The sequence below is a fragment of the uncultured Propionibacterium sp. genome (genome assembly GCF_963539965.1).
GTDB lineage: Bacteria > Actinomycetota > Actinomycetes > Propionibacteriales > Propionibacteriaceae > Propionibacterium.
Genome location: NZ_CAUTOU010000002.1, coordinates 83056 through 95313, shown reverse-complemented (window position 1 = coordinate 95313; position 12258 = coordinate 83056). Strand labels below are relative to the sequence as shown.

Below are 12258 nucleotides of genomic sequence, written 5' to 3'. Positions count from 1 at the left end.
TCAATCCTTCCTACGAGCAAATACCAGACGATTGCCTTGCCCATCCGGGCCGCTCGTGACCTCGCTGTCCACCCCAAACACGTTTCGAATATTATCCGCCTCCAGCGCTTCCCTCGGTGTGCCCTCATGAACTATACGCCCGTTTTGAAGTATATAAACACGGTCGCAATATTCAAGCGCAAGATTCAGATCATGCAATACACAAATCGTAGTTTTACCAAGTTCACGGATGATGGACATCAGATCATAAGTGCCTTCCAAATCCAAATGATTGGTTGGTTCATCAAGCAGCAGGATAGGAGTGTCCTGAGCCAAAGAACGAGCGATCAAAGTGCGTTTTTTTCACCACCGGAAAGTGTCATAAAATTTCTTCGATAAAAATTATCTGCTCCAGTCAGACGGAGAGCATGTTCGATGACCCGATTATCTTCCTCGCCCAGACCAGAAAACCCGCGATGATATGGACTCCTCCCCATCGCCACTACCTCTCGAACGCTGAACCCGAAAGAAAGATCGAGCTCCTGGGGAACAACGGCTGTCTTGCGGGCTACATCCATTTGGTTCATGTCATCAAGGCTGAACCAGCTCTTCCCTTCTTCAAGCTCAATGATCCCCTTCACAGGGGTCATCGATTTGTAAAGCGTCTTGACCAGAGTGGACTTGCCACTCCCATTCGGCCCAAGGATTCCAACTACCTCCCCATCATTGACAGCAATAGCCACCCCCTCAAGGATTATTTTCTTCTGCACAGAAACAACTAGATCTTTGGCGCGAATTCGCATACGTCACACTCGATTCCGTCGTAACAAGTATAAGAAATATGGTGCACCAATGATAGCAGTAACAACTCCTATTGGAAGTTCGGCAGGACGTACAGATATTCGGCAAACGACATCAACAAGGATCAGGAAAATTGCTCCTACCAAAGCGCCCATGGACAGCAGATAAAAATGCTTGGAGCCAATAATCATGCGTACCGCATGCGGCACCACGAGCCCAGCAAACCCCACACCTCCTGATACCGCGACGAGGACTCCGATCAGTAACGCTGAACTCACCATCAAGCACAACCGCTCGCGGTCGACCTCAAACCCCAGTGCTCGTGCAGTTTCGTCGCCCACTGCCAATGCGTCTAAGGCGCGTGCCCGGCTGAGCAAGTAGATAAAAACAATAATCAATGCCCCGCTTGGCACAGCAATGGTCACCCAATTCGCCTGCGCAAGAGTTCCCAGTAAAAAGAATAAGATTGAACCAGCTGCTTGAGGATCATCACTACGGAAAATCAGATAGGAAGTTAGCCCGGTAAACAAATAAGACAACGTAACCCCAGCAAGGACGATACGATTCGGCGTATAACTTCCCCTTGTCCGTGAAAGGATCACAACGGCAACTAGCGCTACTACGGCACCTAAAAAAGCTGCGGCAAATCGCCAAAAAGATGCTGCCAATACTGCGCCACCAAGAACAGCAACCATGACCGCACCAAGGCCTGCACCAGCTGTGACACCTAGAATATACGGATCCGCCAAAGGATTTCGCACAGTCGCCTGCAAAGTCGCCCCAACAATCGAGAGTCCAGCGCCAACGACTGCTGCAAGAAGTACTCGAGGCAAACGAAATTCCCAGATGTACTGTCCCTGTTGCACTGTGTAGCCAGGACCTATATCGATCCCGAGAATCCCCTTAGCAAGCACACTCAATGTGGATTTAATGGGGACAGTGACGGTCCCGACTGCGACCGCCACGACAACGCTGACTAGCAAGAGAGCGATAACAATCACATAGCAACTCACTCGAAAACTCGTAGAATCATCCCACCATTCACGAAAGCTGTGTTTCATAAATTAGGATTCCACCTTAGCATCGGCAATGTTCTGTGCCATGAACTCAATTTGATCTATCGCTCTAGTGCTCCCTGGTTGCCCGCCCATATCATCTATTGCATAGATCTGCGCATTACGCCCCGCAGTCGTTTCTCGAAGTTTATCCTGCATTTCTTTCGCGGCAGTGGCCTTCGCCCCTTCATCCTCCATGTGCGCGACACCAACAAAAATAATATCAGGATTACGATCGATGATTGATTCTGGATTAACAAGTGAGTACGCTTCATCAAGGTCATCAAAGACGTTATGAACGCCCAATTGAGTAAGCATTTCTCCTTGAGTGTATTTCGGTCCTATCGCCACGAGATCAGTACCGCTCGGGTCAAAACCAAGGATTGCCACCTTAGCATTATTCCCAGCAACTTGTCGTTGCGCTTTGCTGACTCGATCCTTCATCGAACTGACCAAGTCCGTCGCTTTAGACTCATGATTCGTAATTTTCCCGAGATTGGTCACATCAGTATACAATCCATCAAATGATCCTCCCCAGCCGCCACAGCCTTGATTCGCAATATAAACACCAATACCAGCCTTCTCAAGATCTTCGACGGTGGCTTCATCCTTCGCCGGATCAAAAGGCCAAGTTGAGTTTTCCGCATACACCAGATCAGTCCCAGACGAAAGAACTTGCTCTCTCGTTCCGAACTGTTCTGTGCCCAATTTAGTTAAAGAATCAAACTTATCCTGATACTCAGGAGCCGGGTCACCTTGTGCCGTGGACCCAACGGCCACCACTGAGTCTTCCAGCCCCATGTCGAACAGGGTATCAGTCAAACCTACTGCAGAAGCTGTGATTTTAGTCGGTGTACCCCGATACGTGACGTCCTCGCCACACCGGGTAACCGTAACTTCTCGATCTGTTGAACTCTCTCCGCCCCCAGAGCTCGCTACTGGATCACTTCCACATCCTACCAGAACAATTGACATTAAAGCCACACCCACGACAGTACCCTTCTTGTATGACACGAGTCCTCCTTATTACATGAAAACCTACACAGGTAATTCTTGAGAAATTATTAGCTTATACCTAGGTTAGGTTATACTATGATTGCTGCACTGGATCTGTCAACCCCAGAAGGAATGAGACGGTCGCTGTAAATTCCTTTTCCAGGAGCTCTGTCCCCCGTCCGGGATTCCCGAAGTTTCGCTTTCAGACGCCTGATCTCCGCGTGCTCTTCCGCGGTAGGATTCCCGGTTTCAGGATCGGGATTTTCTTCCCACCATTTTGCAACCCAGTTCCCAACAGCCTGTGTCACGAGATCATACGACCTGGCAACTGGGATGCTCTATGGCTGTCATGAAACAAAATCGTATCCTTCGTGGATTCCGTGCGTCGTCTCGAACACAATCAGAATGTGCGGGTTGAGGCCGCCCCTGAAGAAGCCGCCGTCTTGCTCAGATGGAAGAAGCGCTCCCGCACAGTCACGTACTCGTCAGGGCTGAGGGTCGAAGCTATCCTGTACGCCTCCGAGGGGGCGGGCTGGGCATCGCCGCGGACATGGCCGGGTGCGTCGAGAGACCGTGCGGGAACAGCCGGCCGACTGACAGGCCACGAGGATGTGCCAAGTGCCGACCCGGGCATACCGACACCAGAACGCGGGCGGGACCCCGCCCGCACTCAGAAGGAAGGAATCAAGAGCATCCTCGCTCAACCGCCCCTCCCGGCCCGGCATCCGCGCCGCATTCTGGGGGTGTCCCGGCTCTGCGCGACGTCGTGAAGACCCGGGTTCGACATCTGGTACCAGTCAGACTCCTCCCATCAATTGCTCATTCGCTTCTGCGGGCTGAGTCTCGAAGCACCCGACCGGTTCGACGAGCACCGCGGAGGCTGCTGTCGAGAAGCAGATGGCTCAAGTGAAAACCGAAGTCAAGCAGCTGGTGGAGGATGGCTGGGAGCTGTACACCGTCGATGAGGTCCGCGTCTGGCACGAGACCGGGACCCCGCCGTACGCGGCTGCCGGTTGACCTTCCGGGCTGTTGTTGTCGCCTGCTAAGGTGGTGGGTGTGCTCGATCCGAGTCATGATCGCGGTGCGAAGTTCTTTGCGAGTTGCCCGTCGGTGCCTGTTCAGGATTCGGCCGCATCGGCGCGACCCATGGATCCGGCCATCGCGTGGCGACCGGTCGCGTGCCGCAGCTTTCCCGATCAAGATCGGCTGCCACGATCAGGATGCAGTACACGGCCGGTCCATCAATTGACCCTCAACATGGCGTGAGGTGATCGCTCTATCCAGGGCCGCGGCCGCAGGGCGGAGCTTCATGCGTGAGCCGATCAGGTACCCGATGATCCTGCCGAAGTACACGTCCTCAACCACGCACAGGTAAAATTTCCCTTCCCGCGTCGGGTGCCCGGAGACGTCCGTGGACCACTTGATCTCTCCGATGGGGCACAACACAGATTGATCACGAAATGGCTCACGACGTCAGAGCACCTACGGAGCAGGCCGTCTCTTCGTCCATTAATGGATACGAACGCATCGGGGCGCCCGAGCCCATCACGGACCCGGGCGCCCCAGATCTTGACGGGACGGGTCAGCCCTCGAGGGCATCGGCCACGACTTGGCGGGCGCCGTCCTGCAACTGAGCCAAGTGCTCGGCGCCGCGGAAGGACTCGGCGTAGATCTTGTACTTGTCCTCCGTGCCCGAGGGGCGGGCCGCGAACCAGCCGCCGCCGGTGGTCACCTTCACCCCGCCGATGGCCGCGCTGTTGCCGGGCGCCTCGGTGTAGATGTGCGTGATCGCATCGCCGGCCAGCTCGGTGGCCTCCATGTCGGCAGGCGACAGGGCCTTGAGGCGGGCCTTCTGCTCCCGGCTGGCGTCCGAGTCGATGCGCGCGTAGTAGTAGTCACCGAATTCGGCGGCCAATTCCGCGTAGTGCTGGCTCGGGGTCTTTCCGGTCCTGGCCGTGATCTCGGCGGCCAGCAGATCCATGATGAGGCCGTCCTTGTCGGTCGTCCACGTGGCGCCATCGAACTCCAGGAAGGAGGCGCCGGCGGACTCCTCCCCACCGAAGCCGAGCTCGCCGCTGATCAGGCCCGGCACGAACCACTTGAACCCGACGGGCACCTCGACGAGCTTGCGGCCGAGCTTCGCGGCCACATTGTCGATCATCGAACTCGACACGAGGGTCTTGCCGACGGCGGTACCGGCAGGCCAACCGGGGCGGTTGCCGTACAGGTACTGAATCGCCACGGCCAAGTAGTGGTTCGGGTTCATGAGGCCGTCATCGGGCGTCACGATGCCGTGACGGTCGGAGTCGGCGTCGTTGCCGGTGGCGATGTCGTACTTGTCCTTGTTCCGCACCAGCGAGGCCATGGCATTCGGGCTGGAACAGTCCATGCGGATCTTGCCATCGGTGTCGAGCGTCATGAAGTACCAAGTGGGATCGATGACCCTGTTGACGACGGTCATCGAGGGGATCAGGTTCTCGGAGATGTACTCCCAGTACTGCTCCGAGGCCCCGCCCAGTGGATCGGCGCCGATGCGCAGGCCGGAAGCCCTGATGGCCTCGATGTCGACGACATTGACCAGGTCCTGGCAGTAGGCGGTGCGGTAGTCGTGGCGCTCCACCTGGGCGGCGGCCTGCTCGTACGGGATGCGCTTGATGGTATCGAGGTCGCCGAGCAGCTCATTGGCGCGCGCAGCGATCCAGCCGGTGGCGTCGGTGTCGGCCGGGCCACCGTTCGGCGGGTTGTACTTGAAGCCGCCGTCGCGCGGTGGGTTGTGCGAGGGGGTCACGACGATGCCGTCGGCAAGATCGGACGAGCGGCCGCGGTTGTGGACGATGATGGCCCGCGACAGGGCCGGGGTGGGCGTGTACTCGTCCTCGCGCTCGGCGATGACGTGCACGCCGGCGGCGACGAGCACCTCGATGGCCGTCCTCCAGGCCGGAAGGCTCAGGCCGTGGGTGTCCTTCGCGATGAACAGCGGGCCGGTAGTGCCCTGACCGGCACGGTACTCGACGATCGCCTGGGTGATCGCCGCGATGTGAGACTCGTTGAAGGCTCCGTCGAGGCTGGCGCCGCGATGGCCCGAGGTGCCGAAGACGACCTGCTGGTCAGGATCGGCAGGGTCGGGTTTGATGTCGTAGTAGGCGCCGATCACTGCGTCGACGTTGATCAGATCGGAGGGGAGAGCCGGTTGCCCGGCGCGTTCGTGTGCCATGGGTCCATCTTCTCTCACCCGGCCCCCCGCGCCCAGGGCGTTCACACCTCGATCCGGCCGACGACTCCCCCACCAGCCCCTGATGGGACTGCCGGGAGGGGAAAGTCGGCGCGGTGGAACAGCGGTGGAACAATGGACGCATGAGTCAACCGGTCAATCCGCATCAGACCTCCGGCGCCGCGAAACGCCCGGGCACCGCCGCACCCGCGGGCAACGCGTCGTTCAGCCGCCCCGGTGCCGTCGATCTGTCCCAGTTCGCGGCCCAGCAGGCGCCCGCCGGCGGCCAGACGAGCACCGGGAGCTACGCGGTCGAGGTCACCCAGGCCGAGCTGAACTCCGTGCTCCAGCAGTCGATGAACTACCCCGTAGTGATCGCGCTCCTGTCCGGCGGCGACCCGGGCTGCGTCCAGCTCAAGGCCGTCCTGACGCGGATCTCAGATGATGACGCGGGCCGCTGGCTGCTGGCCACGGTCGACATCGATACCCAGCCGGGCATCGCCCAGGCCTTCGGGGTGCAGGCCGTCCCGACCGTGCTGGCCGTCATCGGCGGCCAGCTCGCCCCGCTGTTCCAGGGCACCGCCGACGAGCAGCAGGTCCGCGGCGTCCTGAAGCAGGTGCTCGACACGGCCGTCGCCAACGGTGTGGCGGGCCGCGTCACCCCCGTCTCGCACCCCGACGCCGGCCCCGATCCGCGCTTCACCAAGGCCGATGAGGCCATGACGGCCGGCGACTACGCCACCGCCGTCGCCGAGTACGACAAGCTCCTCGCCGCGAACCCGAGGGACCACGAGGCCACAGCCGCCAGGGCCACCGCCTCGATGCTCCTGCGCAGTGCCCAAGACGGCGCCCAGGACGCGATCGCGGCGGCCGACGCGGATCCGAAGGACATCGACAAGGCCATGGCCGCCGCCGACGCCGAGATCGTCGCCGGCAAGGCCGGGAGCGCCTTCGACCGCCTGATCGGCCTCATCCGGGCGACCGCCGGCGGCGACCGCGAACGCCTCCGAGTGCGCGTCCTGGAGCTCTTCGAGACGATGGACCCGGCGGACCCGGCACTGCTGGCCGCCCGCCGCGACCTGGGTTCGGCGCTGTTCTGACCGCAGCCGGCGCCATGACCGGTCCCCGCCGGAACGGTGAACGGCGAGGGACTGACGGGCTCGCTCCGGCAGCGACCCGGCGCCGCCGGAGCGAGCGGTCTGTGCGATGATGCCCCCATGGAAAACGAAGATCTCTTCACCTGCATCGACCACGTTGCCTACGCGTGCCCCGACGCCGACGAGGCCGCCAAGTTCTACATCGAGACCTTCGGCTGGCACGAGATCCATCGTGAGGAGAACCCTGAGCAGGGCATCCTCGAGATCATGATGGCCCCCGCCGCCGAACTGACCCCCGACATGACCCAGGTCCAGATGATCAGTCCGGTCAGCGAGACCTCCACCACTGCCAAGTGGCTGGAACAGCACAACGGACGCGCGGGCCTGCACCACATGGCCTGGCGCGTCGATGACATCGACGCCGTGAGTGCCACCCTGCGCGAGCGCGGCGTCCGCCTGCTGTACGATGAGCCCAAGGTCGGCACCGGAGGCAACCGCATCAACTTCATGCACCCGAAGTCGGGCCGAGGCGTGCTCATCGAGCTCACCCAGTACCCGAAGAACAACTGATTTCCTCCTCACCCGGGCCATCGGCGGCTCGGTGGGTTCGTCCGTCTGTGGCGCGTCTCCATCGGAGTCGCGCCACAGGCGTTCACCGGTGTTCTCACCGAAGTGGCGAGGTGCGCCGTGCGGCTGACCCCCGCCCAATGGCGCAGTCGACCCCAGCCGGTCCCCCGTTCTCCGTCCGGCGCGGGGGTACGCGCCCACCCTGAAAGCAGTACTGCGGCACGATTGGGGCATGCGAATCCGTCGTGCCCTGGCCGATCTCGGCTGGCGTCTGTCCCCGTACCGTCTCGTCGGCCGCGAACCGCCGTCCCAGCCCGGTGTCTTCCTGGGCGCGCCCCATACGAGCAACTGGGACTTCATCGCCTTCCTCGGTGTCGCCTGGCACTTCCAGATGCCGATGAAGGTGCTCATCAAGAACTCGTGGGTCGACGGCCCGGTCGGCCCCCTCATCAGGGCGATGGGCGGGATCGGTGTCGATCGCTCCCGTCCCGGCGGCCTGGTCGACGATCTCGTCCGTCAGGCGGCGCAGGGCGACCGCTTCCAGCTCGTCATCGCGCCGAAGGGGATGCGTGCGCCGCGCCCCTACTGGAGGTCCGGGTTCTACAGGATCGCCCTCGGTTCCGGGCTGCCCGTCACGCTGGCCGGCATCGACTCGGAGCGCAAGGAGGTCGAGATCGGCCCCACGTTGACGATGACCGGTGACGCGAGGGCCGACATGGACGAGATCCGCGCGTTCTACTCGCGCTTCGCCGGCCTCGTCCCCGGCAGGCGCTCCGAGCCCCGTCTGCGCGAGGAGGACGCCGAACGGCCGGCGGTCCGGCAGTGACCGCCCGCCCTCATCCAGGGGCCCGCCGGCGGCGAGTCAGCCACCGCACCGGTCCCGCCCGTTGATAACCTTCAGATGAACTTCCTCAGGAGCATTGATGAGCGATTACACCGATGCCGGCGCTGGCGAACTCAGCGAGGAGACCGGTCTCAACCTCTTCGACGACAGGGCCAGTGCGGCCGGCAGTTTTCCCCACGCCATGATGGGCTACGACCGCAGCACGGTCGACAGCTACGTGCGCGACATCGAGCACCGGCTGGCCGCGGCCCGTCAGCTGAACCGTGACCGGCTCCGCGACCTCGAGTCGCTCAAGGCCCAGCAGGGCACCACGGACTTCACCCGGCTCGGCTCGCACGCCACCTCGCTGCTGCGCGCCGCCGAGGCCCAGTCCGATGACCTCATCTCGAAGGCGGGCATCGAGGCCGAGCGGATCAAGGAGGAGGGCCGCCGCGTCGCGGCCGACCTGCGCGCGAACGCCCAGACCGAGGCAGACGACATCCGCGTCTCGGGCATGACGAACCTGCGCACCATGCGGGAGGAGCTCCAGCGCCAGAGCCAGTCGATCCTGGACGAGGCCAAGGCTCAGGCCAACGGCCTCGTCGAGACCGCCCAGCACCACGCCCGGGCGATCATCGACGAGGCCGAGAACACCGCCGCCATGGCGCGTCGTGCCGCCGACGGCGAGGCCGAGGCCTCCCGCAACCAGATCGCCAAGGAGGCCGCCGACGCGGCGACCGCCTCCCGCAACGAGGCCGACCAGATCTGCGGCGCAGCCCGGACACAGGCCGAGCAGATCCTGGCCAACGCCCGCGCAGAGGCCGAACAGCTCAAGGCCGTCGCCGCCGCAGAAGCCGATGACCTGCTCGCCGCTGCGCGCAGCGAGGCGGCCGACACGAAGACGAGGGCCGACCAGGAGGTCGCCGACCTGCTGAAGACCGCCCGTTCCGAGGCCGCCGAGACGAGGACGGGAGCCGATCGACTGGCCGCCGACACCGCCAGCGCCGCCCAGGCCCAGGCCGAGAAGATCCTGGGCGAGGCCCGCGACCAGGCCGACGCCATCCGCGTCGAGGCCAACGAGACGGCCAAGGCCCGCCAGGAGGAGGCCAATGCGCAGGTCGAGAAGATGCGCGCCGAGATGGCCGAGCTCTACGCCGCCGCCGCGAAGGCCTCCGAGGATTCCACGCGCGCGGTGCAGGCCCAGGCCGAGGAGGCGCGCAAAGTCACCAACGAGGCCCTCGAAAGCGCCGAGCAGATCAAGACCGAGGCGGCCAGCACGGCAGAGGCCACCGTCGCGGCGGCCAACCGCCAGTCGGCCATGATCAAGGACCGCCTGGAGGAGCAGTACGTCTGGCGCAAGGAACAGCTCGAACGGGAGGCCAATGCCCTGCAGCTGCGCAAGGACACCCTCATCGCCCAGCTCGCCAATCTTCGCGAGCTCGGGCAGGAGGCCGCCGAGGACTTCAACGGGGAGACCGCCCCCGATCCCGAGGCCGATGTGAGGCTCCCGCAGACCGGCGCCATCGACGAGAGCGCCGAGGACACCCACCAGATCCCGGTCACCGACAACCAGGAATGGCTCAAGGAGGCCCCGGCCGGGGATGCCCGGGCCGGCGCCGACGAGCCCACCGCGCTGATCAACACCGACCAGGTGAGGAGGACGGGCGCCGCCCAGGCGGAGAAGAAGAAGACCCGCCCTCAGCAGCGCACAGGGCCCCGCTGAGCCCCGCCCGGTGGTCTCCGCGGGCCCTCAGAAGAGCCGCTCCTCGGAGTTGTCGATGCCGCGCAGCGCGTCGTAGTCGACGGTGAGACAGGTGATGCCGCGGTCGGCGGCCAGTACGCGGGCCTGCGGTTTGATCTCCTGGGCCGCGAGGACGCCGGTAACGGGCGCTATGAGCGGGTCGCGGTTCATCAGCTCGAGATACCTGGTGAGCTGTTCGACGCCGTCTATTTCACCGCGGCGCTTGACCTCGACCGCCACATAGGCGCCTTGGGCGTCGTGCAGCATGAGGTCGACGGGCCCGATGGGGGTCGGGTACTCGCGGCGCACCAGCGTACAGCCCTCGCCGAAGGCGGCGGGGTTCTCGGCCAGCAGAGCCTGGAGATGGGCCTCGACGCCGTCCTTGCGCAGGCCGGGTTCGGCCCCCAAGTCGTACTCGTTGTCGTCAATGATCTCGGCGATGGCGATCTGCAGGGTGTCCCCGTCGCCGCCCTTGACCACCCACACCTGCCGAACCCGCTCATCCGGATCGGCCGTCGTCGCGGTCAGGTCCTCGGGCGCATCCTGCACGGTGAGCGTGCACGGTGGAGTCATCCAGTTGAGCGGCTTGTAGGCGCGGTCATCGGCATGGACGGACACGGCCCCGTCGGCCTTGACCATGATGAGCCGGGTGGCCATCGGCAGATGGGCAGTGAGCTTGCCGCCGTAATCGACCTGACAACGAGCAATCACCAAACGCACCCGGCCACGCTACCAGTCCGGGCGCGGCCTGGGGGAGGCTAGTCTTGGGGCTGTGGCACATCATCGTCCGAGCAAGCACACGCGGCCCGCGCGCCCCCTGGGCCTCGCCCCGTACCAGACCAGTGCCGCCAAGCGCGACGGCCGCTGGGTCGTGCGTCAGATCCGGGCGGGGCAGTCGACGAAGGACTACCGTTGCCCCGAGTGCGAGCGGACCATCGCCATCGGCGCGGCCCACGTCGTCGCCTGGCCGCATACCCCACCGATCGGCGCCACCTCGGGTCTGGACTTCCGCCGCCACTTCCACACCTCCTGCTGGAAGCGCAGGCCGTGAGCGCCGCCGTCAAGCTGCACGTCACGACGATCGGTTCCGGACCGGCGCCGGTCGTCTTCCTGCACGGCTTTCTCGGCCAGGGCAAGAACCTGGCCACGGCCGCCAGGGACGTCTCCGATCTGGCGACGAGCCTGCTCGTCGACGCACCGAACCACGGCCAGTCGGGCTGGACGGAGCACTTCGACTATTTGCAGCTGGCCGACATCATCGCCGACGAGTTGCGCTCCCGCGGGGCCGCCGAGCGCCCGGTGGTCCTCGCCGGCCACTCGATGGGCGGCAAGATCGCCATGTGCCTGGCCCTGCGCCACCCCGGGCTCGTGGCCCGACTCGCCGTAGTCGACGTCTCCCCCGTCGACTACGGGCACGTGGAGTTTCTCGCGCGGCTCCTCGACGCCATGCTCGCGCTCGACCTGTCCGTCCTGGGCTCACGCGGCCAGGCCGATGAGGCGCTGACCGGGGCGATCCCCGACGGGATGATCCGCGATTTCGTGCTGCAGAACCTTCGCCGTACGGACGGGTGCTACCCGGCGTGGGGCTGGCGCAGCAACCTGCGCATGCTGCGCGCCGAGCTGGACCGCATGTCGGGGTTCCCCGACATGGGAGCGGCCCGCTGGGACGGCCCGGTGCTGTGGATCGCCGGCACCGGTTCCGACTACGTGCAGAACCGCCACGCCCCGGCCATGCGCGCTCTGTTCCCCCATGCGCACCTGGTGCGCGTCGAGGGCGCCGGCCATTGGGTGCACGCCGCCCGGCCGCAGGCCTTCGCACAGGTGCTGCGGGCCTTCCTGCAGGGCTGAGCGACCCCCTCGGCGCAAGCGCGGCGAGTACCGCGAAGAGAAGAGGGATCGTCGGCCCCGGCCGGTGGCGGCGCGACCGGCAAGGTGGGGTCTGGGCTGCGTCCCGCCAACGCGCCCGTCCGGGGGCCGCGCCCGGCCCG

General features: G+C 63.9%; 12 protein-coding genes. 6 read left to right on the top strand and 6 right to left on the bottom strand.

Annotated features, from left to right (window positions below; genetic code table 11):
* From R2N01_RS01355 to pgm, 5 genes are all read right to left on the bottom strand, one after another.
* A complete protein-coding gene (locus R2N01_RS01355) occupies window positions 1–315 on the bottom strand; it encodes an ABC transporter ATP-binding protein (protein WP_316667680.1) in 315 nt (104 codons plus the stop codon).
* A gap of 11 nt (window positions 316–326) precedes the next feature.
* On the bottom strand, window positions 327–782 hold the full coding sequence (locus R2N01_RS01350) for an ABC transporter ATP-binding protein (RefSeq protein WP_316667678.1): 456 nt from the start codon (window positions 780–782) through the stop codon (window positions 327–329).
* 3 nt (window positions 783–785) lie between these two features.
* On the bottom strand, window positions 786–1841 hold the full coding sequence (locus R2N01_RS01345) for an iron chelate uptake ABC transporter family permease subunit (RefSeq protein WP_316667677.1): 1056 nt from the start codon (window positions 1839–1841) through the stop codon (window positions 786–788).
* A gap of 3 nt (window positions 1842–1844) precedes the next feature.
* Window positions 1845–2849: an ABC transporter substrate-binding protein gene (locus tag R2N01_RS01340; RefSeq protein WP_316667675.1), complete on the bottom strand. Its 1005-nt coding sequence runs from the start codon at window positions 2847–2849 to the stop codon at window positions 1845–1847.
* Window positions 2850–4413: 1564 nt separating this feature from the next.
* Entirely contained in the window at window positions 4414–6045 is a 1632-nt protein-coding gene (gene pgm, locus R2N01_RS01335) for a phosphoglucomutase (alpha-D-glucose-1,6-bisphosphate-dependent) (protein WP_316667673.1), read from the bottom strand.
* 140 nt (window positions 6046–6185) lie between these two features.
* On the opposite strand from pgm, the gene R2N01_RS01330 reads away from it, so the two are divergent.
* The 4 genes from R2N01_RS01330 to R2N01_RS01315 all read left to right on the top strand — a co-directional run bounded on the left by R2N01_RS01330 (window position 6186) and on the right by R2N01_RS01315 (window position 10252).
* Window positions 6186–7142, top strand: coding sequence for a tetratricopeptide repeat protein (locus tag R2N01_RS01330; protein WP_316667671.1), 957 nt, complete (start codon window positions 6186–6188; stop codon window positions 7140–7142).
* Window positions 7143–7259: 117 nt separating this feature from the next.
* On the top strand, window positions 7260–7709 hold the full coding sequence (gene mce, locus R2N01_RS01325) for a methylmalonyl-CoA epimerase (RefSeq protein ID WP_316667669.1): 450 nt from the start codon (window positions 7260–7262) through the stop codon (window positions 7707–7709).
* 229 nt (window positions 7710–7938) lie between these two features.
* Window positions 7939–8532 (top strand): 1-acyl-sn-glycerol-3-phosphate acyltransferase, encoded by a 594-nt coding sequence (locus tag R2N01_RS01320; RefSeq protein ID WP_316667667.1) that lies wholly within the window; start codon window positions 7939–7941, stop codon window positions 8530–8532.
* A 97-nt stretch (window positions 8533–8629) separates the two neighbouring features.
* Window positions 8630–10252, top strand: a complete 1623-nt coding sequence (locus R2N01_RS01315) for a hypothetical protein (protein ID WP_316667665.1) — start codon at window positions 8630–8632, stop codon at window positions 10250–10252.
* A gap of 27 nt (window positions 10253–10279) precedes the next feature.
* Here R2N01_RS01315 and nucS read toward each other — a convergent pair whose 3' ends face one another.
* Window positions 10280–10990: an endonuclease NucS gene (gene nucS / locus R2N01_RS01310; protein ID WP_316667663.1), complete on the bottom strand. Its 711-nt coding sequence runs from the start codon at window positions 10988–10990 to the stop codon at window positions 10280–10282.
* Window positions 10991–11042: 52 nt separating this feature from the next.
* Here nucS and R2N01_RS01305 point away from each other — a divergent pair, with 52 nt between their 5' ends.
* Window positions 11043–11321 (top strand): hypothetical protein, encoded by a 279-nt coding sequence (locus R2N01_RS01305; protein WP_316667662.1) that lies wholly within the window; start codon window positions 11043–11045, stop codon window positions 11319–11321.
* Entirely contained in the window at window positions 11318–12118 is an 801-nt protein-coding gene (locus tag R2N01_RS01300; RefSeq protein ID WP_316667661.1) for an alpha/beta fold hydrolase, read from the top strand. Before R2N01_RS01305 ends, R2N01_RS01300 begins: the two co-directional genes overlap by 4 nt.
* The last annotated feature ends 140 nt before the right edge of the window (window positions 12119–12258 follow it).

Excerpts from the sequence above, each read along its gene's own strand:
- R2N01_RS01345 (WP_316667677.1), bottom strand. The coding sequence starts at position 1,841 with ATGAAACACAGCTTTCGTGAATGGTGGGATGATTCTACGAGTTTTCGA.
- R2N01_RS01315 (WP_316667665.1), top strand. The coding sequence starts at position 8,630 with ATGAGCGATTACACCGATGCCGGCGCTGGCGAACTCAGCGAGGAGACC.
- R2N01_RS01350 (WP_316667678.1), bottom strand. The coding sequence starts at position 782 with ATGCGAATTCGCGCCAAAGATCTAGTTGTTTCTGTGCAGAAGAAAATA.
- pgm (WP_316667673.1), bottom strand. The coding sequence starts at position 6,045 with ATGGCACACGAACGCGCCGGGCAACCGGCTCTCCCCTCCGATCTGATC.
- R2N01_RS01330 (WP_316667671.1), top strand. The coding sequence starts at position 6,186 with ATGAGTCAACCGGTCAATCCGCATCAGACCTCCGGCGCCGCGAAACGC.
- mce (WP_316667669.1), top strand. The coding sequence starts at position 7,260 with ATGGAAAACGAAGATCTCTTCACCTGCATCGACCACGTTGCCTACGCG.
- R2N01_RS01320 (WP_316667667.1), top strand. The coding sequence starts at position 7,939 with ATGCGAATCCGTCGTGCCCTGGCCGATCTCGGCTGGCGTCTGTCCCCG.